A 21422-nucleotide genomic window follows, 5' to 3' on the forward strand; every position below is an offset into this window, starting at 1 on the left:
CAAACGGCGGCATTTGCCGACTTAGGAGATATAGACAATGACCTCAACTACGAATGTCGGGCAGCCGGGTGATACGTCAGAGCCGCGGTGGAAAACCTTTTTTCGCATGGGCGAGCGTAAGGCCAATACGAAGACGGAAATCATTGCCGGGATGACGTCCTTCCTGGCAGCGGCCTATCTCCTCGTCGTGATCCCTTCCCTGCTTTCCGCCGGTGGCATCGACCGCGCCGCCGCAACGACGGCAACCATCCTCGTCATCATCGGCGCGACCCTGTTCATGGCGCTTTATGCCAATATGCCCTTCGTGGTGGGACCTGGCATTGGCGGCTCGGTTCTGGTGGGGCCGACGATGGCAGCCGTGGAGCATATTCCCTGGCAGACTGGCCTTGCCATCTCCTTCTGGTCGAGCGTCGTCTTCGTTCTGCTGACCGTCCTCGGTGTACGCCAGGTCATTGCCCGCATGGTTCCAGCCCAGATCAAGCTCGGACTGGGTGCGGCGATCGGATTGTTCATCGCGCTTCTCGGCTTCAAGAATGCAGGTCTCGTCGATGTCAACGCCAAGAGCCACGCGCTCATGCTCGGTTCGTTCAACTCGGGACAGGCGATCATTGCCGTCTTCGGCATCTTCCTCGCCGTCTTCCTGCGCGGGCGCAAAGTGCCGGGGCCGATCCTCTGGGCGATCCTGGGCAGCACTCTGCTCGGCATTCCGCTCGGCGTGACCAAGGTGCCCGCCGCATTCTTCGGAGTGCCGCACGGCATCTCTGAGATCGGCCTTCAGCTCGATTTCCTTGGTGCGCTGAAGATAGACTATTTCCCCTATCTCTTCGCCTTCTTCGCATCCGAATTCTTCTCGACCCTGGGCACGACGCTCGCCGTTGGCGCCAAGGCCGGCCTGGTCGATGAGGAAGGCAACATGGCGGACCTGGGCAAGCCGTTCCTCGTCGATTCGATTGCCGCTACGATCAGTCCGCTGCTCGGCATTCCCTCCGCCACGGCGCTGGTCGAGAGCGCGACAGGCGCGGAAGCCGGCGGACGCACCGGTTTTGCTTCACTTGCGACCGCAGCCCTTTTCGCGCTCACTTTGCTTTTTACGCCGATCGCGCTGATGATCCCGGCGGCCGCCACGGCACCCGCCCTGATCCTCGTCGGCATGTCGATGTTCAGCGCGCTGAAGCGTGTCGACCTGGAGAATTTCTCCGACGGCCTCTCCGCCCTGATGATGGTCCTTCTGACCCTTGTCTCCAACAGCTTTGGAACCGGCATCGCCGGAGGACTGCTGTTCTACGTCATCGTCAAGGTCTTATCGGGAGAAGCAAGGCAGGTGTCTATCGGCATGTATCTTCTCGCCATCCCGCTTGCCTATTATTTCTGGACCGTGGCCGCTCACTGAGCGGCCACAAATCCATAAGTTGTGCACCCGCGATCCGGCATGAAACGGCGGGCCGGCGACGTGACCGGCGGTGGCCATCAATACGGTTTGGGACGTCCTCTATTCTGTCACATCCATGTCATGAAATGCGCCGACACCTCATCCCAGATCAAGAGCGGGTATCGACATGGATTATTTCAGACGTTTCAACTTTCTGTTCGCAACGCCAACCTTCGACAATGAGGACCTGGAAGGCGCCCGCTATAATCAGATCGTCGAGGAGATCGAACGCTCAGGTTTCGAGGTGGTGCGCGCGCGCAATCTCGAAGATGCCGAGATCGCCGTGCAAACCGACGCGGCCATCGGCTGCATGCTGGTGGACTGGGGCAAGAAGGGCCTCGAAGGCAAGACGGCCGCCCTCATCAACCTCATGCGCCGGCGCGGCCTGGAATTCCCGATCATCCTCCTGATCCGCCGCAAGCGCTTCGAGGATGTGCCGGTCGAAGTCCTCGATTTCATCGACGGCTACGTCTTCCTCTCCGAGGAAACGCCCGCGTTCATCGCGAAAAGCCTCATCAGCCGGCTGAAGCAATATGCCGAGACGCTGAAGACGCCGTTCTTCGGCGCGCTGGTCGATTATGCCGAGGAGGGCAACCATCTCTGGACTTGTCCCGGGCACAATGGCGGCATCTTCTACAGCCGCAGCCCCATCGGCCGGGTCTTCATGGAGCATCTCGGCGAAGCGGTGTTCCGCGACGACCTCGACAACTCGGTTCTCGATCTCGGCGACCTTCTGACCCACGAGGGACCGGCTCTCGCCGCACAGAAGGAAGCGGCCAAGATCTTCGGCGCCGAGAAGACCTATTTCGTGCTGAACGGCACCTCCACGTCCAACAAAGTCGCGCTCTCGGCCCTCGTCACCGACGGCGATCTCGTGCTGTTCGATCGCAACAATCACAAGGCCGCCCATCACGGCGCGCTAATGATCTCGGGCGGCATTCCGATCTACCTGCCGACCAGACGCAATCTCTATGGCCTGATCGGTCCGATGGATTTCGCCACCATGGACGAGGACGCGCTGCGCGAGCGCATTCGCACCCATCCGCTGGTAAAAGATCCGGAAGCCTACAAGAAGCCGCGTCCGTTCCGCGTCGCGGTCGTGGAGCAATGCACCTATGACGGCACCATCCACAATGCCGAGATGATCCTAAAGCGCATCGGACATCTGTGCGACTACATCCTTTTCGACGAGGCATGGGCGGGCTTCATGAAGTTTCACCCGCTTTATGCCGGGCGCTTTGCCATGGGCCTTTCGGACCTCGGCCCCGATGCACCCGGGATCATCGCCACGCAGTCGACCCACAAGCAACTCGCAAGCTTTTCGCAGGCCTCGCAGATCCACATGAAGGACAGGCACATCACCGGCCAGAAACGCCGCGTGGAACACCGTCGCTTCAACGAAAGCTTCATGCAGCACGCCTCGACCTCGCCCTTCTATCCGTTGTTTGCCTCGCTCGACGTCGGCGCGCAGATGATGAAGGGCCGTTCGGGCGAAGTGCTTTGGGACGACACGATCCGCCTCGGCATCGAACTGCGCAAGAAAATCCGCGCCGTACGGCGCGAATTCGAGGAGAAGGAACATCGTCCCGAACGCCGCTGGTTCTTCGAGCCCTTCGTGCCGGATCGGGTCGCGATTCCTGATGTGGCAAGCCCCGGCGCTGTGCACGATGTGCCTTGGGAGAGCGTCGCGACCGATCAGCTCGCCACCAATCCCGCCTTCTGGCACCTGACACCCGATGCGGCATGGCACGGCTTTTCCAGCATGGAGCCGGGTTTCGCCATGACGGATCCGAACAAGCTCACCCTGCTTACCCCCGGCTTTGATCGAGCGACTGGAAAATATACGGACCACGGCATTCCAGCGCCCATCGTTGCGCAATATCTGCGCGAAAACCGGATCGTCGCGGAAAAGAACGACCTCAATTCGCTGCTCTTCCTGCTCACACCCGGTGTCGAAGCCAGCAAGGCCGGCACCCTGATCAGCGGCCTTGTCGCCTTCAAGAAGCTTCATGACGACAACGCGCTGCTGGAAGAGGCCATTCCGGAATTCTACCGCCGCCGTCCCGGCCGCTATGCGGGCGTGCGCCTGCGGGATCTTTGCGCCGACATGCACAATTTCTTTCGCCAGGCCGATGTCAGCGCCCTGCAGACGAAGCAATTTTCCGCAGAACACCTGCCGCCGATCGCCATGTCGCCGCACGATGCCGCGCGCTGCCTGGTGCGCAACGATGTCGACTATCTGCCGATCGACGCCATTGCCGGCCGCATCGCGACGACACCCTTCGTCGTCTATCCCCCGGGGATTGCAACCATCGTGCCCGGCGAGCGCCTGACGGAACAGGCAAAGCCCATGATCGACTATCTCAAAATGTTCGAAACCTGCTTCAACACCTTCCCCGGCTTCGAGGTGGAGATCCAGGGCCTCTATCGCGAGATCGATGCATCCGGCAAAATCCGGCTCTATACCTACGTTGTCGCGGAATAGGCTTGGAAATTCAGGTTCGGACATGAAGCAGGATAAAACAATCATCGTTCGCCCATCCCGGGAGAGCGACGTCGATGCCATGCTGGCTATCTATCGCCGTCATATTCACCGCGGGGTCGAAGCCGGGGTCGATGATAGCGACACGCCGCAGCCGGACGATCTGCGCGAACGGCGCAAGAATTTGAAGGACCGCCGCTTTCCGCATGTCGTCGCGATCGAGGGTGAAAAGGTCGTCGGCTATGCCTATGTGGTGCTGTTCCGCAAGCGCCCGGCCTATCGCTATACCGTCAAGCATTCGATCTATGTGCATCACGACCATGTCGGCCAGGGTGTCGGAAGCCTGCTCATGCGCGGACTGATCGACGCCTGCGCGGCGGCCGGCTTCCGACAGATGATCGGCTATATCGACGCGGACAACGTCGCTTCGCTCGCCCTGCACGAACGCTTCGGCTTCGTTCGCGTCGGCCTGCTGCCGGCTGTTGCCTATCGCTACGGCCGCTGGGCCGATACCGTGATGGTCCAGCGCTCGCTCGGTCCCGGCTCAACCACGCAGCCGCCTCCGCCGCCGCTCTCCACCCGCTGAAGCAGAAGGACCTGTTGTCGGTCGTAACACAACTCCGTGCTTAGACTGGATGCCGCATCGGGGCCGGCAGGAAGCCCAAAACAAAATCTATGACCTTCGACGAGGACATTTCGCAGGGCTTGAGGGTGAGGCTTGCTGCGGAGAGCATATAGAGATTGAAACTGACGACATCGGTCCCGCCAAGCTCCTCGCCATAGAGCCAGATCCGTTTGCCGTCGGCCGATCGCTTGACCGTCACACCCCAGGGGCGACCTTGAAAATGCCCCTCCGAATAGCCGTCAGGCAGCTTCGCAAGCGCATGTTCGAAGCCCGACAATTCGGCGGGCAGCAGCTGCGGCGCGCCGTCGATCATGGAGCCAGGCATTCGTCACATATGCCGCAGCCGTCTTCGTCCATCTTCCTCGCCGACCGCAGCCTGCGGCAGCACAGACACGCAGTGCCATCGGCTCGGGATTCCTCGTCACGCTCGGGCGGGAGGATCTCCATAAGCAAGTCGGAAAGTGGATCGGTAGCGATTTGGCCCATCTCAAGGCTCCGTATTGGGGGACGGACAAGAGATAAGAAGCCTTGCGCGCATCTCAAGGTACCGTTTGCGGCATGGCTGGCCTGCGGCAATTTCCTCGCCTCTCCCTAGCAAGACAACCGAGCCGGTTTGATATCGTCATCGAGGATGATATGTTCCGCATTTGTTTCAGCCTCCGCAATAACGGACCGCGCTGAACCTACTGTGTAATGACCGAGACCGCCATGAACGACACCAGCTCGACCACTGTCCGGAAGATCATCCATGTCGATATGGATGCATTCTATGCATCGGTCGAGCAGCGGGACAATCCGGAGCTGCGCGGCAAGCCGCTTGCGGTCGGCGGGTCGGCTGCACGCGGCGTCGTGGCGGCCGCAAGTTACGAGGCCCGCGCCTTCGGCGTTCACTCGGCGATGCCTTCGGTTACCGCAAAACGCAAATGTCCGGACCTGATTTTCGTGCCGCCGCGCTTTGACGTCTACAGGGCGGTGTCGCAGCAGATCCGCGAGATCTTTGCCGAATATACTTCGATGATCGAGCCGCTGTCGCTCGACGAAGCCTATCTCGACGTCACCCAGAACCACAAGGGGACGGAAATCGCCACCGAGATCGCGCTGGAGATCCGGACCAAGATCAAGCAGGTCACCGGCCTCAATGCTTCGGCCGGCATTTCCTACAACAAATTCCTCGCCAAAATGGCAAGCGACCTCAACAAGCCGAACGGCCAGGCTGTCATTACGCCAAGGAATGGCCCCGCCTTCGTCGAAACGCTTCCCGTCAAGAAATTCCATGGCGTCGGGCCGGCGACAGCCGAGCGGATGCACAAATATGGGATCGAAACCGGACTAGATCTGAAATCGAAATCGCTCGCCTTCCTTCAGGAGCATTTTGGAAAGGCAGGCCCTTATTTCTACGGTATCGCCCGCGGCATCGACGAGCGCCAGGTAAAGCCGGACCGGGTTCGCAAATCCATAGGCGCAGAAGACACATTCGTTGAGGATATCGACGATCTAGAGCTGGCGACGGCGGAACTGCGGCCGCTTGCGCAGAAGGTTTGGCGCTACTGCGAAACAGGCGGTTTCAGCGCCAAGACGGTGACCGTGAAGATCAAATATTCGGACTTTACCCAGGCGACACGTAGTCGGACAAGCTCCCTGCCGGTCGCCGGCGTCGGCGCTGTCCTCGAAACAGCGTCGGCGCTTCTGGCAACCGTCCACCCGTTCACGCGGCCAATCCGGCTGCTCGGCATCACGCTTTCGTCTTTGACGAACGAAGAGACAGATAGTGGGAGATCACAGCCGCAGCTCGATCTCGGCATCTGAGGGATGATAATCTGCCATTCCACCGGTCAAGATGGCTGACTAACCTCTCCACCCGGAGCAACAAACAGGCGAAGACGGAAAGCCCGCTGTTCGTCCGATGGAGGAAACATACGGGCGAACCGCTAGTATGGAAACGGCAATAGTGCCAGCTAAGGGAACCGGAAGCCCGGCCATCATAGCGAAAATCATCAAGGCCAGAGCCGCTCCTTCAGCCAGCCCGCCTTTTCACGCCGATATCGCAAGCGATGGTGGCGGCGCTCTGAATCGCCCTGCCAGAATTCGACCTCATGCGGCATGACGATGAAAAGCGCCCAATTTGCAGAAACAAGATCGGGCTCGTCCCGCAACCGCCGATGCTGCAGTGCCAATGCATCATCGAGCTCCTGCGACGAACCCAGAACCTCGCTCTGCCGCTTGGTCAGGGCAATCGCCTTGGCGCCCGGCGCGCGTGCACGGAAATCGGCATGGCGCTCATGCGCCTCGGCCTGAAACGCCATTCCGCGCAATCGCACCTGCCGTCCGAGCTGCGGCCAATAGAAGGTGAGTGACACAGAGGGATTGGCGGCAATCTGCCGGCCCTTCGGCCCCCTGCCTGATGTTGCGAAGTGCCAGCCACGCTGGTCGAGGTTCTTCAGGATGAGAACACGAGCATCCGGTGCGCCATCCTCGTCGATCGTGGAAAGCACCATGGCATGCGGCTCCTTGATATCAGCCTCGATGGCATCGCGCAGCCAGTCGGAAAACAAGTCTCGCGGATTGTCAGGTGTCAGATCCGCCTCGAACGAGGGAAACGGCCCGGCCAAGGACTTGAGTATGCGCAATTCGTCTCTCACGGCGCTCTCCTCATGGTCTGGCGATAATGAGACGCAGCGAGCCTTCGAAGAATGGCTGCGTGCGAAGCGCGCCATAACGACGATCCCAGGATCCGTCGGTGAGATCGCGGCCGAGCTCGGCGACAAAACGCTCGCCAACGGAGGCATCGACAAAGCTCCATGCCGAATTGGCAAGCCGCGCGCCGGGATCAAGCATTCGCTCCGGTCTGCCATAATAGGCCTCGCCGAAACCATCGACGCAATTCAGCGGGATCGGCACCGCCTTGATCTCCACATTGCCGCCGAGTGCGGTCGCGATCCTATCCATCTCCGGATAACGTCGTCCCTCGACCGCAATCATTTCAGGCGCATAGGTGTGTAGCCACGACCGTTCCAGCAGATGCGGATCGCAGCTCAATACCAGGACGGGGCCGCGGGTAACGCGCCGCATCTCGGCAAGCCCTCGGTCGAGATCAGACCATTGATGCACCGTGAAGGTCGCCATTGCCGCATCGAAACTCCAGTCGGAAAAAGGAAGATGTTCCGCCGTTCCGTCAATTGCGACCGGGAGATGCGCCGGTCGTTGGGCGCGCATGGACGCAGACGGCTCGACGGCCGTCACCTGCCGGTCGACCGGCTCATAGGAGCCTGCGCCGGCACCGACATTCAACACGGTTTTCGCATCGCCGAGAGCGGCGCGGATGAATTCGGCTATATGGGGGTCCGGCTGACGATAATTGGTATAGCCCGATCCGATCACGCCGTAATTCGCATCGCCCGCACTGCCGTCCTGATATCTGCCTTGCACTTCATGTCTCCGTTGCTTCGTCGGACAAAGCTTCGCCGGACGTGAAAATGCCATTGCATCGTCGCGTCATTGTTCGATGAATACGCTGTCCATTTCTCTCGGCATCAAAAAACACGTTATTTTTACGGAAGAAAAACGATATGTTCGAACAGTCAATGTTCGGAAAATGCACATGACTAGACGATTGCCCTCCCTGAATGCGCTACGCGCCTTCGAAGCGGCCGGCCGGCTCGGCCGCATGACGCTTGCGGCAGACGAGCTTAAGGTGACGCACAGCGCCGTCAGCAGGCAGATTCAGCATCTGGAGGAGGTACTTGGCGTTCCCTTGTTCGAAGGACCGAAAAACCGGCTGAGATTGACTGAAGGCGGGATGACCCTCTTGACCGGGCTGACGGGCGCATTCGACCAGATGGATCTGTCGGTGCGAGCCGTAGCCGATACGGAAGACGGTCAGCTCGACGTCTCCTGCCCCGGCACCTTTACGATGCGCTGGCTCATTCCCCGCCTCTATCGGTTTCAGGCGAAATACCCCAACATAGAAGTGCGCCTGTCGGCCTCTTCAAAGCCCGTCGATTTCAGCCGCGACGGCTTCGATGTGGCGATTCGCGTCGGAAGCGCGCCATGGCCTTCCGGCGCCGATGTGATTTTCCTGTTTCCGGAGCAAACCGGCGCGGTGCTCGCGCCATCGCTGTTTGCCGCGTCAACGCCAGAGTTCGATGGCCTGCCCCAGCTTCATACGCGCACAAGGCTGCGCGCATGGGGCGACTGGCTTGCCCGATCGGAGAGATCGGTCGCCACGGGACCGCGCGTCGAATACGAGCATTTCTACTTCATGCTGGAGGCTGCGAGCGCCGGCCTCGGTGTCTGCGTCGCCCCCTGGCCCTATGTCAGTGACGACATCCGTTTCGGCCGGCTGATGGCGCCATATGGCTTTCTGGAAAGCGGCCACGAATATGTAGCACTGCGCCGCGCCCGTCGGAACCGAAAATCCGTTCTCTTCTGCGAATGGCTGCAGAATGAGGCGGAGGTCTACACGCGCTCCAGCCCGCCGCCGACTGGCTGATGCTTGAAAAGACCTTGGCCACCATCTGCCTTGGAGACTAATCGACCGGAGAAAACCCGGCCTTGTTGAGAATCTCCTGCCCGGTCTCCGATAGCAGGAAGTCCTGCAGAGACCTTGTTTCATCATCAGCGCCCTTACGAATTGCCATACCATATTCGATAAGCGGCTGAAACTCGTCGGGTATGTCGATGACGCTGAAAGCCGGATCCCCTGCCAAAAGACGCGCGTTCGAAGAATAGCTCATCATCAGATCAACGACGCCGTCAGTAATCAGATAGCCGCCGCGCTTGCCCGCTGGGGTTGGCAGCGAATGGCGGCCACCTACCAACTGCCGCGACCGAGACCTGATCGCCGCGCCCTTGCCCGGATACCGTGCTTCGATCTTGTCGAAGACCTCGAAAGCATAGTCGCCGCCCGGATCGTCGCCCGGCGTGGAGGTACCAATCCTAACGGCCGGATCGGCCAGGACCGTGAGAAAATTCTGCGTCGTCAAACCGAGATCGGCGCGCGCCAGCACACAGAGCCGATTGCGGGCAAAACAGATCGCACCCTCCACAAAACCAATCAAGGCGAGACGCAGCGGATGCGCCATATTGGCGGAGGCAAAGAGATCGAAACGGGTGCCTGCCTCGATCGTTTGCCGCAGCAGCCCCGCGGGTCCGAGCGTCAGCGAGATACCGATGCCAAACTCTCGTCCAAAGGCATCGATGATCGCCGGAAAGGCATGGCGCAGACTGCCGGCCGCCAAGACATGAACCGCATTGCTCACGGGCGATTTCCTTTTCTGTCTCTTTGCCGGAATAGCGGCACAAACGCGGTCTCCATGAGTTCGCCATCGGCGAGCTTTGCCGAGCGAATGGCAAGACCATAAAGCAACTCGAGATTATCTTCGGTCATCACATCATCTGTGGCACCAAATACGGTTCTTGCCTGATCGAGCATGAGCAGTACCTTGTCGGCGACGGCGACGGCATGGTTCGGCTGATGCGTGGTGAAGACAATCGCCAACCCTTGACGATCGGCGAGGGTTGCAAGCAGCGACAGCACGATATCCTGGTTCTTGAGATCGAGCGCCGAGGCCGGTTCGTCGAGCAGCAGCACGGTGTTTTCGCCTGCCAACGCCCTTGCGATCAGCACCAATTGCCGCTCACCGCCGGAGAGCGCTTCGATGTTGCGTCGCGCGTAGCCGGCCATGCCGGTGAGATCGAGTGCTTCCATCGCCTTCTCGACATCGACCTTGCGCGGCGTCTGGAACAGGCCGATATGGCGGGCACGCCCCATCATCACGACATCGAGCACGGAATAAGGGAAGGAACCCGAAAACTCCTGCGGCACGAAGCCTGTGTGCGGGTTCAGCGCGACCTTACCGGCGCTCGGCTTCAAAAGTCCGGCCAGCACGCGCAGCAAAGTGGACTTGCCGCGACCGTTCAGCCCGAGAATGGCCGTGATCTCCCCGGCGTGGAAATCGAGATGAAGATCGCGGAACTGCCAGCGTTCGCCATCATAGGATTGGCTCGCCCCTTCGATACGCAGTTTGATCGGATCAGAACCCACGCGCGCCTCGCTGGGTTTGCCTGAGCACCAGGGCGAAGACCGGGGTGCCGATCAGGGCCGTGAGAATACCGAGCGGGATTTCCGAACTGGTTGTGGTCCGGGCGACCGTGTCGATCACAAGCAGGTAAAGCGCGCCGATCAGCAGCGATGCCGGCATCACCAAGCGATGATCCGGACCGACGAGCATGCGCGCCATATGCGGCACGACGAGACCGACCCAGCCGATGATACCGCTGACGGCAACCTGCGCCGCTACGATGCAGGAGACCAACACAAGGATCAGCCAGCGCAAAGGCTCGACATTGACGCCGAGCCCGCGTGCATCCTCGTCGCCAATCGAAAGAAGGTTGACGCGCCAGCGCAGTCCCAGCAACAACAGGCTGCCGATGACGACAGGCCCAGCGATCAGCCAGAACTTTTCCCAATTTGCAGTGGCAAAGCTGCCAAGCAGCCAGAAGACCATGGCCGGCAGCTTGTCTTCGGTATCGGCGAGATACTGCACGAGGCTCACCAGTGCTCCAAAGAAGCCGCTCACCACGACACCGGCAAGAACAAGCGCAAGGATATTTCGCCGGGCGACAATGCCGTTCAGCGCGTAGACGATGACAAGGGCGGAAAGACCGAACGCAAAGGCGGAGCCGAGCAGACCATAGCGCGAGAAACCCATAAGGATGGCAAGCGTGCCGCCGAAAGCCGCCCCCGAGGAAACGCCCATCACCTGCGGCCCTACCAAAGGATTACGGAACACGCCCTGCAGCGTCGCACCTGAGAGGGCCAGACCGGCACCGGTGAGCAGCGCCAGCAAGATACGCGGCATGCGCACCGTGAAGACGACGGTCGCCTCGGTCGCCGTGACGGGCACCGCCGGCGATGAAATCGGCGACCAGAGTATTTCCACGACCCGCGGGAATGGAATGTCGTAGCGGCCGACGCCCAGAGAGACAACAGCGACGATCACGAGCAGGATCGCCAATGTGGCGATCGTCGCACTAGGCCCGTATCGGCTGAAAGGGGCCGCGCTCATTGCGCGACGCGATAATCGGTGCGGTAGAATTCCTTGTAATAGGCATCCGCTTCCTTCTGCATATCGATATCCTTGAACCGCTCGGGATAAAGCTCCTTCGCCATCCACAGTTCGCCGAGCGCCATGGCCTCCGGCATCGGATAGCCCCATGCCTTCGCATATTCCGGCATCAAGTAGATGCGGCCGTTCTTGACGGCGTCGATCGTTTGCCAGGAGGGGTTCTTCCTGATCTCATCGACAACGGCGGGATAACGCTCCTGAACGAGGATGACCGCGGGGTTCCACGTCAGCACATCCTCCATCGTCACCTGCTTGAAGCCGCTGATGGAATTGGCGACATTGCGGGCGCCCGCGCGCTCCATCATCAGGCCAGTATATTTGCCGCGGCCATAGGTTGTAAGGTCTGGATTGGCCATGTAAACAGGCACGCGCTTGTCCGTGGGAATATCGGAAAGACGATCGGCGACGAGCTTGCGCGTCTTCTTCGTTGCCGCAATCATTTCCTCGCCCTTTTCCTTGCGCCCAAGCACATCGGCAATGAGGCGCACGCCCGTCGCAAAACCGGCGTCGATCGCGGCAGGCTCATCCTTGACGGAAGGGTTGAGCTTGACGGCCTCTTCCGGTGGCACGTCGAGCAGCGAGATCGCCACGACGGGAAGGCCGGCACCCTCGATCTGCTTCACCATGTCGGCCGGTGCATAATTGGTCACGAAGACCACATCCGGCTTCAGCGTCAAAAGCTCTTCGATATTTACTTTCGTCAGACCGCCCGGCGTCGGTAGATTCGGCAGCTGCGGCACAAGCCGCACATAATTGGCGCCGAGCTGTTTCTTCCACTCGTCGAGAACTCCGACCACCTTGTCCATCGCATCGAGCTGAACGGTGATGTTGAGCGTCTGATGCTGCAGGATCACGACCCGATTGACGACTTCGGGAATATGCACCTGCCGGCCGATCTGATCGGTGATGACCCTGTCAGCCCAGGCGGGGGCGGAAAATAACAAGCTACTGAAAATGATAAGGATTTTAACGGCGACAAGCAGATGGCGGAGCTGAAACATGGAATTCTCCTGAAAAGGTTCCAACCGCTATCATTATATTTCACGGTATACAACGACCGCTAATCCGAAACCAAGCCATCATCGTCATGCCGCGACGTCTCTCTGAAGGTACCTGGTAAAATGACCATCGCCGGCCTGCTCGCATGTCCGCTTTGGCGGCCGATAATCGGTTGCGCGGAACAGCTCCCTATCTCCTCGTTGGAGATACGTCGCGCCGCGCGGAAAGCGATCCGCCACCGAGGCCGAAAGGCCGATCCGTTCGAGAAGATCGCCGCCGCGATCCTTTGCCTGCGAAGCGCTTGCTAGCCCGTGGGCAATAATCGATTCGGCGATGCCTGACCGATACGCAGGCGTGGATTGAGGCTTTCGGACGAGTCCTGGAAGATCAGGCCGGTCCGATTGCCGCGGATCGCCTGCGTATCGGTCAGGCAGCGGGGCGAGCAGATCCTACCCCTTTCGGAATCGGATGCGGAATCCGTGCTTTAGGCGCGAAGCGCACGCTGTTTAAGCTCGCTATACAAATGAAATCGCGCTCTGCGGCAGCACGTCGAAATTTTAGCGAGATGTCCGTTGAGGCCGGACTCGGGATGCAAACATTACCGGTAATCCTCAAGTCGAAGCTGTTCGGCCTTCCCTATCCCGATCATCTCGGCCGGCTTCCTTCGATTCGTTTTCATCACATCGCGGTTGAAATCATTAACCGCCCAGCAAACACCGATGGTTTGGAGATGCGCGGTGTTTTCTATTCCAATTTTTATGAGAAAGGTCAGCCGCCCGGCCAGCGCGTTACGGCAATGCTCGCTGTTATCGAACCAGGGCTGACTGGTGACGTTGTCCAGCACCTTTTGGAGTGTGGCGACTTGCTTCGGCGATAGGCTGCCTCCTATAAGGTGGCGAAAGCGTTCCATCATGCCTCCTTCGAGGACCACTGCTACTGCGACACCACAGATGGACTCGCTCTTGCAAGTGAAACTACTCTGATACTATGCAGTCCGTTACTTCAGCTCCGCGCGACGGGCGATCCTTGACGGCAAGCCGCCAGCCAAACCGGCCATTGCTTATGTCTGCTGCCGGCACGTTAGGCAGGCTGCCGTTTAAAGCCTACGTCCATTTTTGACAGTGTCGGGACGCGCAATGCCCAACGAACGGGCGGAAACTGCCGCCAGTTCATTCGTGGTGATCGATCCCATGGGGTTCTGCCGGCTTTACCGCTCAGCAAGTCCGCCTGCGCTTCATCATGGCGTTCAGCTTCTCCGCCCCGGCTTCGTCGACGGGTGTATAGACGATCATGCGGTCGTCATTGCTGGGGCTTGCCCACCAATTGTTGGATTGCAGCGCCAGAATAGTGCCATCCGCCAGCCGGAAACGCTTGACGGTATTCTCGATGCCTTTGAGCTGATAGCGATCCCACACCATGCGAAATTGGTCCGAAGCGCTCATATAGCGTTCCAATTGCCGCTCCCAGCTCGGATCGTCGAGATGCTCCGCCATGGAGGCACGAAACAGCGCTGCCATGTTAGCCAGCATCTCGTCAGGATCGGCCTGGCTCGCGCGCCAGGCAGGATTGACGAGGGACAGATAGATGCAGTTCCGGTCCTCGGGCGGGACGGCATCGAGATCGACGCCGACGAGGCGGCGATAGGCCTCGTTGAAGCCACGTATATTGTAGCGTTTCGTCTGGATAAGAGCCGGATAGGGACAGAGATGATCGAGAATGCGCTGGCTTGCCTCGGTGAGCGGCTCGCAAACGCGCGGATTTTCGAGGCGAGGCGGGACCGGCAGATTAGCCAGTCTGAAAAGATGCTCCGTCTCCACTTCGTTGAATTCCAAAGCATGCGCGACGGAGAGAAGCACGCGCGGCGACACGCGGATCGGGCGGCCCTGCTCCAGCTTGGTGTACCAGGTGATGCCGATATCGGCACGTGACGCCACTTCTTCCCGCCGCAATCCGGGTGTACGAATCCGCCCTGCCCGACCGAGTCCCAATCTTTGCGGGTCAAGGGATTCCCGCCGTCTTCGCAACATCTCGCCGAGTTCCTGTGCCCGCGAAAGCATTGGATTGGGGACGATATCGAGTGTGCCGTGCATTTCCATTCTCCAGCCTGACACTTCTTATACCAGTCTAATCAGGTATCTTGTACCAGTTTAACATAGGTGTAGAACGCTGTGGACTCAGTTTTGGAAATGCTTTGAGGTCCCCAATGTCATCCGCACCAATCCGGCTTGGCCAGTTCGGCCTGCTGATCCTGCTGGCCGGGCAATTGCTGCTGCAGCTCGATTTTTCCATCATCAATGTCGGCCTCGCCGCCATCTCCGCCTCGCTGCACGCCGGCGAAACGGAACTTGAACTTTTCGTCGCCGCCTATGGCGTCGCCTTTGCCGTCTGCTTGGCAATGGGTGCGCGCCTTGGCGACAATTTCGGCCGCCGGCGCATGTTCGGCCTGGCTGTCCTATTGTTCTGCCTCGCCTCTCTGCTCTGCGGGGTGGCGACATCAGTCGCCTTCCTCATCGTTGCGCGCGCGCTGCAGGGAATTGCGGCCGCACTCATGGTCCCGCAGGTACTGGCGACCATCCATGTCAGCCTGACCGGACGCGATCACGCCCGCGCCGTCTCGCTCTATAGCGCGATCGGCGGCATCGCTTTCATCGTCGGCCAGGTTCTCGGCGGCTTCCTGATCTCGGCGGATATTGCCGGCTCCGGCTGGCGTAGCATCTTCCTCATCAATCTGCCTGTTTGCATCCTGATCCTGCTCTGCGTGTGGCGACATGTTCCAGAAACGCGTGGGCAAGGCAGGGTTCCGGTCGACTGGTCAGGCATGATCACGCTGGCGCTGCTGACGCTCTCGGTCCTGCTGCCGACCGCGCTCGGTCCGTCGCTCCACTGGAATTGGCTTTGCCTGCTCGGCTTCGTGCCGATCCTGCCACTGGTGGCACTTCTTTGGCGCATCGAGCGCGGCAAGGAGGCGCGTGGCGCCTTCCCAATCCTGCCGCCGTCGCTCACGCGCATCTCCAGCATGCGCTTCGGAGGGCTGATCGCCATACTCTTCTTCACGTGCTGGAGCGGCTTCATGTTCGTCTTCGCCCTTACCTTGCAGGCGGGCGCCGGGCTGACGCCGCTGCAGTCAGGCAATGCCTTGATCGCGCTCGGCGGCTCCTATTTCGTCTCGGCCGCTTTCGTCACACCTCGCCTAGCGAATATACGCCGGGAACTCATGTTGGCGATGGGCTGCGTGATTCAGATGAGCGGGCTTACGCTCCTCATCGTGACGCTCGAAACGGTCTGGCCGCGGCCGGGAGTCATCAACCTTATCCCATCCACGATCTTGATCGGCTTCGGTCAGGCACTGATCGTCAACACCTTCTATCGGCTGGGGCTGGCGGACGTGCCGCATGAACATGCCGGCGCCGGCAGCGCGATGCTCGCAACCATGCAGCAGGTGTCGTTGGGTCTTGGGCCGGCGATCCTGGGGGCCGTATTTGCCCAGGTGCTGCAATATTCCAGTGCCTATCTCTCCGCTGGAGTCACGGCGATCGCCGTCGAGCTGGGGCTGATGGCGATCCTGCTGGCGGCCACGCTTCTGCGGCTGGCACGGCAGCGCAGCCGACCTGAAGAAGCCGAGATCGACGCCCTCATCGTCGCGCCCGAATGATCGGAAGGTCCGGATCAGTCGATCCCATAGCAAAGTCCGGCCTGTGACCAGGCCGGACTTTCGAGCATGAATCTCGTCTTCGACCAGATGCCGTTATGCCGGCAGCTGGAAGAACCAATTGGCGATCAGCACGATGGCAAGACCGCCGGCAAGCGCCAGATAGGGTAGAATACCCGCCTTCCTGACACCCAGATCCTGGCCGACCAGACCAAGATCATCCATGGCGCCGACCGGGAACTTGCCGCCATCGCGAACATAATGCCTGTAGGCAAAGACCGGCAGGATGAGAGCCGCGAAGGCAAAGCCGATCCAGAGCGCATTGGCATAACCCCAAACCTTGGCGCCGGCGCCAAGGAAGAGCGCATTGACGAAGGCGAGGACGGTATTGAGGCCGATAAGCCAGGACGGCGCCTTCCACGGACGCTCGACATGGCCGGAGTCCATGCGGTGGATCCAGCCCGAATTGAGGTTGAGGAAATTGAAGATGATATATCCGACGTTGGAGACGGCGAGCACGAAGAAATAACCGCTCGTGTCCGACGCGATGGCGAGAAGAAAGAGATTGAAGGCAAAGTCCGTCCACATCGCTCTCGTCGGCGCGCCGTTCTCGTTCACATGGTCGAGATATTTCGGCAGCCAGCCGTCCTTCGAGCCCTGATAGAGGGTGCGCGAGGAGCCGGCCATCGCCGTCATGATCGCCAGGAACAGTGCCAAGATCATCAGGATGACGAGCAATTGCGTTACGATCCGGCCAGCGCCGATCAGGCCCCCGAGCGCTTCAGCAACGCCGGTGCCATCAACGATGCCAGGTGCCAGCATCCCGGCATGCCCGAGCACGCCCTGGAAGGCGAAGGGCACTAGGAAGAAGAAGATGCAGCAGGCAAGGCCCGAGTAGAAGATCGCCTTGAACGTATCCGTCTTCGGGTTCTTCAGTTCGCGCGTGTAGCACACCGCCGTTTCGAAGCCATAGGTCGACCAGGCGGCGATATAGAGGCCGCCGAGGAAAAGCGTCCAGCCGCCATTGCTCCAGGTACCGTCGGTCGCGGCATAGGCAGCCGTCGGCGGCAGCAGGCCGGTCACATTGGCGGAGAGGATCTGGCCGCTGACGATCGGATAGACTCCGATGATGAGCAGCGGCACCAGCACGATGATCGCCAGCCACTTCTGCACGCTCGCCGTCTCGGAAATGCCGCGATGCTGGATCGCGAAAATGATCAGCATCAGGATGCCGCCGATGAAGAAGGTGGCATTGATATTGGCGGTTGCGAGGAAGGGAATGTTGAAGCTGACGAGAGACCAGTTGCGGATGGCCGGCGTAAAAGCTGCAACGCCATCGGCGCTGAGCAGCGCTTTTACCGCATCGTCGGGAGATGTACCGGCATGGGCCGCGATGTATTCGGCGACACGCGGGCTGTCGGCGGTGATCGATGTCGCATGGGCGCTGATCCAGCTCAGCACAGCCTGCGAATCCGCCGCCGGAATGGGGAAGAAGGCATTGAGGATATAACCAGCCGCGATGGCGCAGCCGAGGGACAGCACCGGCGACCAGGCAAACCAGTTGCACCAGACCGAGAGCGGCGCGATGAATTTCGAATAGCGCAGCCAGGCGGTCGCACCATAGACCGAGGCGCCTCCGGACTTGTTGCCGAACATGCCGGCAATCTCGGCATAGGTGAAGGATTGCAGGAAACCCATGATCATCGAGATGATCCACACGACGAAGGCAAGTTTGCCCGTGGTGCCGGCGATGCCGCCGATGGAGAAGAGAACAAGTGGCGGCACGCCCGCAGCCACCCAGAACGCGCCCTTCCAGTCGAGCGCGCGTATAAGCTTACCTTCGGTGCCGGCGGGAGCGCCGGCGTCCACGATGTCAGTCATTGGTGATATTCCCCATTTTGTTCCGGACGTATCTCTCGTACGTCTCCCTGAACGTGCCTCCCATGGCATTGCGGGGCTTGCTGGAGGTTTTCATGAGCCGAGTCTGCGCGCGGTTTCCAGATACATGCCCTTTATACATAGTGAAGATATTTTCTTTTTAGTCAATATCCCTTTACTTTCGGATGGCATTTTGTCAGCATGATTCCCGTGTTTGACACGCCTCATTTCCCGAGAGGGTTTAATGCGAGAACTCCATCCGCCGACCGCCGGAATACGGCCGATCTCGGCGAGCATCATCCGCTATCCGGGCATTCCGGCCTTGCCGCAAGATACAGAACGCTATCGCTGCAAGGGTGGTGGGTCGCTGGTCGTGCGCGTCGAGCCCGGCGATCGGGTTTTGGTGACGGATAGCGAAGGTGGCCAGGTCTGCGAGCTCACCTTCCTCGATGAGAAGGGCCGCTTTCAATCCGCGGGATTGGGGTCGGCATTCACCGGCGAAGCGACAGGTCTGAAAGCCATTCTTTCCTCGGGAAATGAAAGTGCGGCTCGCGTCAGGACAGCGCTGGAACGGCGCGGAGCAGACATGGCGTCCGCGACAGCATTGCACCTTTTCGGCGGGTCATCTCCTGCCGGCAGCACGGCGGAATTCACCATCGCGACCAAAGGTCTGCTGATCGCCTGCGCACCGGGAACGACCATGTCGCCGGAGGCGCAGGATACGGCAACGCCCATCGAGCTCACAATACGCCGCACGACGATCCTGCGAGACTATGCCTCCGCGCTGCCCGAACCGCTTGCCGATCCGATCGAGGACATCCGCATCAAGGCGGCAACCGCTTCGGCCTATTTCGTCCGCGCCGGTGAATATATTCAGATCATCGATGTCTATGGCCGGCAATGCACCGACTTCCAGGCCTTTTCCGCCCGCAAGGTCGACAAAGGCCTCGACCTTGCGCTCGATTCTACAGTGACCCGTACCCTGCTCGGCCGCAGCTATCCGGCTCCTGGCCTTCCCTCCAAGGCCTTCGACCGTGATTTCGAGCCGTTGGTGGAAATCGTGCAGGACACGGTTGGCCGCCACGATGCCTTCGCGACGGCCTGTAATTCCCGCTACTACGACGACATGGGCTATCCCGGCCACGTGAACTGCACCGACAATTTCAACGCGGCGCTCGCGCCCTATGGTATTGCCGGCCGAAAGGGCTGGGAGGCGCTCAATTACTTCTACAACACCAATGTCGATCACAATAACCAGCTCTATCTCGACGAGCCCTGGTCCAGGCCCGGCGATTACGTCCTGATGCGGGCTCTAACGGATCTTGTCTGTGTCTCCTCATCCTGTCCCGATGACATCGACGCGGCCAATGGCTGGGATCCGACTGATATCCATGTGCGCACCTTTTCCGGCAAAGAGAAATTCACACGAGCGGTGGCCTATCGCATGACCCCAGACGCCGACCCAGAACTGACGCGGGAAACCGCGTTCCACCCGCGCCTTTCCGCGATGACGCGCGACTACACCGAATATCGCGGCTTCTGGCTGCCGAACCGCTTCTCCTCGGAAGGCCCGGTCGAGGAATACTGGGCCTGTCGCGAACGCGCCGTCGTCATCGACCTTTCGCCGCTGCGCAAGTTCGAGGTGACAGGGCCGGATGCCGAGGAATTGCTGCAATATTGCCTGACGCGCGACGTGCGCAAGCTTTCGACGGGCCAGGTCGTCTATTCCGCCATGTGCTACGAACATGGCGGCATGATCGACGATGGCACGCTGTTCCGTCTTGGCGACAAGAACTTCCGCTGGATCGGCGGCGATGACTATAGCGGCATCTGGCTGCGCGAGCAGGCGGAGAAGAAAGGCTTCAAAGCCTGGGTCCGCTCATCTACCGATCAGATGCACAACATCGCCCTGCAAGGCCCGAAGAGCCGCGACATCCTTAAGGAGATCATCTGGACGGCACCGCGCCAACCAACGATCGGCGAGCTGGAATGGTTCCGCTTCACCGTCGGCCGCATCGGCCATTTCGAGGGAGCACCGGTGGTCGTCTCGCGTACCGGCTATACCGGCGAGCTCGGCTACGAAATCTTCTGCCATCCGAAGGATGCAGTAACAGTCTTTGACGCTGTCTGGAAAGCCGGTGAACCCCATGGTCTGAAGCCGATGGGACTCGAGGCGCTCGACATGGTGCGTATCGAGGCCGGTCTGGTCTTTGCCCATCACGAATTCGACGACCAGACTGATCCCTTCGAGGCCGGTATCGGCTTCACCGTGCCGTTAAAATCCAAGCAGGATGATTTCATCGGGCGCGAAGCATTGGTGCGGCGAAAGGAAAATCCTCGCCATCTGATGGTCGGTCTGGACATCGAGGCCAATGAAGCCGTCGGACACGGCGATTGCATCCATATCGGCCGCGCGCAGATCGGCGTGATCACCAGCGCCACGCGGTCGCCAATCCTCGGCAAGACCATCGCGCTTGCCCGCGTCGACGTCACGCATGCCGCTGTCGGAACCAAGGTCGAGATCGGGAAGTTGGATGGCCAGCAGAAGCGGCTTCCGGCTGTCATCGTGCCGCTTTCTCACTACGATCCGCAGAAGACGCGGCCGCGATCTTAATCCGACTTCTTCTGCGCGGCCGAGATCGCACGCGCCGCCTCTTCCGAGGAGTTGGCAAGCGTGCGCATCTCTGCCGCCAGCACCGCAAAACCAGATCCGGCCATGCCTGCTCTTGCAGCCTCGATGCCGGCATTGACGGCAAGCAGCTTCAAGTAGCGCAGCGACTGCAGAATTTCGTTGGTCTTCGATGCCGTGACCCGCATGCCCGCGGTCTGCTCGTCGAGGCGACGGTAGAGCGATTCGATATTCAGGATACTGCCTTCGAGATAAAGAAGCTCCCCGGCCTCGTCCCATACGCCGCCGCCCGTTTCCGTTACCCAGAGGAAATGGCCGTCGCGATGACGTATGCGATACTCCATCGTCCAGTCGGTGTGACTTTCCAAAGCCTTGCCGACAAGCTCATCCATGAGCGGGATATCCTCTTCGCACATGATCGAAGTGAAGGTTCGCGAACGGTTGCCGATAATCTCGTCAGCGGGATAGCCGAAGATGCGCTCGATGCCGTCGGTCATCTCAAGCATCGTATAGCTTTCGTCCGCCCTACAGCGATAAAGGAAACCGGCCATACGGCCGAGAACGCTTGTCTGGAAATCCATGGAAGCCATGCCCGAAAAGAAAG

Annotated in this window: 18 protein-coding genes; 7 read left to right on the top strand and 11 right to left on the bottom strand. The window is 60.1% G+C overall.

Annotation, left to right across the window (positions count from 1 at the left end; all coding sequences use genetic code 11):
- Nucleotides 1–37: 37 nt before the first annotated feature.
- From FBZ97_RS29970 to FBZ97_RS29980, 3 genes are all read left to right on the top strand, one after another.
- Nucleotides 38–1390, top strand: coding sequence for an NCS2 family permease (locus FBZ97_RS29970; protein ID WP_145323242.1), 1353 nt, complete (start codon nucleotides 38–40; stop codon nucleotides 1388–1390).
- 166 nt (nucleotides 1391–1556) lie between these two features.
- Complete coding sequence (locus FBZ97_RS29975; RefSeq protein ID WP_145323244.1) at nucleotides 1557–3914, top strand: Orn/Lys/Arg decarboxylase N-terminal domain-containing protein; 2358 nt, start codon at nucleotides 1557–1559, stop codon at nucleotides 3912–3914.
- A gap of 22 nt (nucleotides 3915–3936) precedes the next feature.
- Nucleotides 3937–4497, top strand: coding sequence for a GNAT family N-acetyltransferase (locus tag FBZ97_RS29980; protein ID WP_113332119.1), 561 nt, complete (start codon nucleotides 3937–3939; stop codon nucleotides 4495–4497).
- A 40-nt stretch (nucleotides 4498–4537) separates the two neighbouring features.
- On the opposite strand, the gene FBZ97_RS29985 is transcribed toward FBZ97_RS29980, so the two are convergent.
- Complete coding sequence (locus FBZ97_RS29985; RefSeq protein ID WP_113355724.1) at nucleotides 4538–4861, bottom strand: hypothetical protein; 324 nt, start codon at nucleotides 4859–4861, stop codon at nucleotides 4538–4540.
- Between the two features lie 383 nt (nucleotides 4862–5244).
- On the opposite strand from FBZ97_RS29985, the gene dinB reads away from it, so the two are divergent.
- Nucleotides 5245–6342, top strand: a complete 1098-nt coding sequence (gene dinB, locus FBZ97_RS29990) for a DNA polymerase IV (RefSeq protein WP_145323246.1) — start codon at nucleotides 5245–5247, stop codon at nucleotides 6340–6342.
- A 188-nt stretch (nucleotides 6343–6530) separates the two neighbouring features.
- Here the strand turns inward: dinB and FBZ97_RS29995 are convergent, their stop codons facing one another.
- A complete protein-coding gene (locus FBZ97_RS29995; protein ID WP_113421468.1) occupies nucleotides 6531–7175 on the bottom strand; it encodes a pyridoxal 5'-phosphate synthase in 645 nt (214 codons plus the stop codon).
- Nucleotides 7176–7185: 10 nt separating this feature from the next.
- Complete coding sequence (locus tag FBZ97_RS30000) at nucleotides 7186–7962, bottom strand: class I SAM-dependent methyltransferase (protein ID WP_246661206.1); 777 nt, start codon at nucleotides 7960–7962, stop codon at nucleotides 7186–7188.
- 172 nt (nucleotides 7963–8134) lie between these two features.
- Here FBZ97_RS30000 and FBZ97_RS30005 point away from each other — a divergent pair, with 172 nt between their 5' ends.
- Nucleotides 8135–9025 (top strand): LysR family transcriptional regulator, encoded by an 891-nt coding sequence (locus FBZ97_RS30005; RefSeq protein WP_145323248.1) that lies wholly within the window; start codon nucleotides 8135–8137, stop codon nucleotides 9023–9025.
- Between the two features lie 37 nt (nucleotides 9026–9062).
- Here the strand turns inward: FBZ97_RS30005 and FBZ97_RS30010 are convergent, their stop codons facing one another.
- From FBZ97_RS30010 to FBZ97_RS30035, 6 genes are all read right to left on the bottom strand, one after another.
- Nucleotides 9063–9794, bottom strand: coding sequence for a molybdate ABC transporter substrate-binding protein (locus FBZ97_RS30010; protein ID WP_113355720.1), 732 nt, complete (start codon nucleotides 9792–9794; stop codon nucleotides 9063–9065).
- Entirely contained in the window at nucleotides 9791–10579 is a 789-nt protein-coding gene (locus tag FBZ97_RS30015) for an ABC transporter ATP-binding protein (protein ID WP_113421465.1), read from the bottom strand. Before FBZ97_RS30015 ends, FBZ97_RS30010 begins: the two co-directional genes overlap by 4 nt.
- Nucleotides 10569–11603 (bottom strand): iron ABC transporter permease, encoded by a 1035-nt coding sequence (locus tag FBZ97_RS30020; RefSeq protein WP_145323250.1) that lies wholly within the window; start codon nucleotides 11601–11603, stop codon nucleotides 10569–10571. The genes FBZ97_RS30015 and FBZ97_RS30020 overlap by 11 nt, the downstream gene beginning before the upstream one ends.
- A complete protein-coding gene (locus FBZ97_RS30025; protein WP_113421463.1) occupies nucleotides 11600–12664 on the bottom strand; it encodes an ABC transporter substrate-binding protein in 1065 nt (354 codons plus the stop codon). The genes FBZ97_RS30020 and FBZ97_RS30025 overlap by 4 nt, the downstream gene beginning before the upstream one ends.
- A gap of 596 nt (nucleotides 12665–13260) precedes the next feature.
- Nucleotides 13261–13572 (bottom strand): hypothetical protein, encoded by a 312-nt coding sequence (locus FBZ97_RS30030; RefSeq protein WP_113391192.1) that lies wholly within the window; start codon nucleotides 13570–13572, stop codon nucleotides 13261–13263.
- A 304-nt stretch (nucleotides 13573–13876) separates the two neighbouring features.
- On the bottom strand, nucleotides 13877–14752 hold the full coding sequence (locus FBZ97_RS30035; RefSeq protein ID WP_113355715.1) for a helix-turn-helix transcriptional regulator: 876 nt from the start codon (nucleotides 14750–14752) through the stop codon (nucleotides 13877–13879).
- 113 nt (nucleotides 14753–14865) lie between these two features.
- Between FBZ97_RS30035 and FBZ97_RS30040 the strand changes: the two genes are divergently transcribed.
- Nucleotides 14866–16314: an MFS transporter gene (locus tag FBZ97_RS30040; RefSeq protein WP_173004557.1), complete on the top strand. Its 1449-nt coding sequence runs from the start codon at nucleotides 14866–14868 to the stop codon at nucleotides 16312–16314.
- A 93-nt stretch (nucleotides 16315–16407) separates the two neighbouring features.
- Here FBZ97_RS30040 and FBZ97_RS30045 read toward each other — a convergent pair whose 3' ends face one another.
- Nucleotides 16408–18192, bottom strand: coding sequence for an APC family permease (locus FBZ97_RS30045; RefSeq protein WP_112724330.1), 1785 nt, complete (start codon nucleotides 18190–18192; stop codon nucleotides 16408–16410).
- Nucleotides 18193–18433: 241 nt separating this feature from the next.
- Between FBZ97_RS30045 and FBZ97_RS30050 the strand changes: the two genes are divergently transcribed.
- Complete coding sequence (locus FBZ97_RS30050) at nucleotides 18434–20803, top strand: DUF1989 domain-containing protein (protein WP_145323252.1); 2370 nt, start codon at nucleotides 18434–18436, stop codon at nucleotides 20801–20803.
- On the opposite strand, the gene FBZ97_RS35085 is transcribed toward FBZ97_RS30050, so the two are convergent.
- Nucleotides 20800–21399 carry a PAS domain-containing protein gene (locus FBZ97_RS35085; protein WP_113421482.1) on the bottom strand — a complete coding sequence of 200 codons (600 nt, stop codon included), beginning with the start codon at nucleotides 21397–21399 and terminating at the stop codon, nucleotides 20800–20802. The two genes, FBZ97_RS30050 and FBZ97_RS35085, sit on opposite strands and share 4 nt — an antisense overlap.
- Between the last annotated feature and the right edge of the window lie 23 nt (nucleotides 21400–21422).

Origin of the sequence: Rhizobium sp. ERR 942, assembly GCF_007828395.1 — a bacterium.
In the GTDB taxonomy this organism is placed as follows: Bacteria; Pseudomonadota; Alphaproteobacteria; order Rhizobiales; family Rhizobiaceae; genus Rhizobium; species Rhizobium dioscoreae.

Coding starts and splice junctions, on each gene's coding strand:
- FBZ97_RS29970 (WP_145323242.1), top strand. CDS start 38: ATGACCTCAACTACGAATGTCGGGCAGCCGGGTGATACGTCAGAGCCG.
- FBZ97_RS29975 (WP_145323244.1), top strand. CDS start 1,557: ATGGATTATTTCAGACGTTTCAACTTTCTGTTCGCAACGCCAACCTTC.
- FBZ97_RS29980 (WP_113332119.1), top strand. CDS start 3,937: ATGAAGCAGGATAAAACAATCATCGTTCGCCCATCCCGGGAGAGCGAC.
- FBZ97_RS29985 (WP_113355724.1), bottom strand. CDS start 4,861: ATGCCTGGCTCCATGATCGACGGCGCGCCGCAGCTGCTGCCCGCCGAA.
- dinB (WP_145323246.1), top strand. CDS start 5,245: ATGAACGACACCAGCTCGACCACTGTCCGGAAGATCATCCATGTCGAT.
- FBZ97_RS30005 (WP_145323248.1), top strand. CDS start 8,135: ATGACTAGACGATTGCCCTCCCTGAATGCGCTACGCGCCTTCGAAGCG.
- FBZ97_RS30020 (WP_145323250.1), bottom strand. CDS start 11,603: ATGAGCGCGGCCCCTTTCAGCCGATACGGGCCTAGTGCGACGATCGCC.
- FBZ97_RS30025 (WP_113421463.1), bottom strand. CDS start 12,664: ATGTTTCAGCTCCGCCATCTGCTTGTCGCCGTTAAAATCCTTATCATT.
- FBZ97_RS30030 (WP_113391192.1), bottom strand. CDS start 13,572: ATGGAACGCTTTCGCCACCTTATAGGAGGCAGCCTATCGCCGAAGCAA.
- FBZ97_RS30035 (WP_113355715.1), bottom strand. CDS start 14,752: ATGCACGGCACACTCGATATCGTCCCCAATCCAATGCTTTCGCGGGCA.
- FBZ97_RS30040 (WP_173004557.1), top strand. CDS start 14,866: ATGTCATCCGCACCAATCCGGCTTGGCCAGTTCGGCCTGCTGATCCTG.
- FBZ97_RS30045 (WP_112724330.1), bottom strand. CDS start 18,192: ATGACTGACATCGTGGACGCCGGCGCTCCCGCCGGCACCGAAGGTAAG.
- FBZ97_RS30050 (WP_145323252.1), top strand. CDS start 18,434: ATGCGAGAACTCCATCCGCCGACCGCCGGAATACGGCCGATCTCGGCG.
- FBZ97_RS35085 (WP_113421482.1), bottom strand. CDS start 21,399: ATGGATTTCCAGACAAGCGTTCTCGGCCGTATGGCCGGTTTCCTTTAT.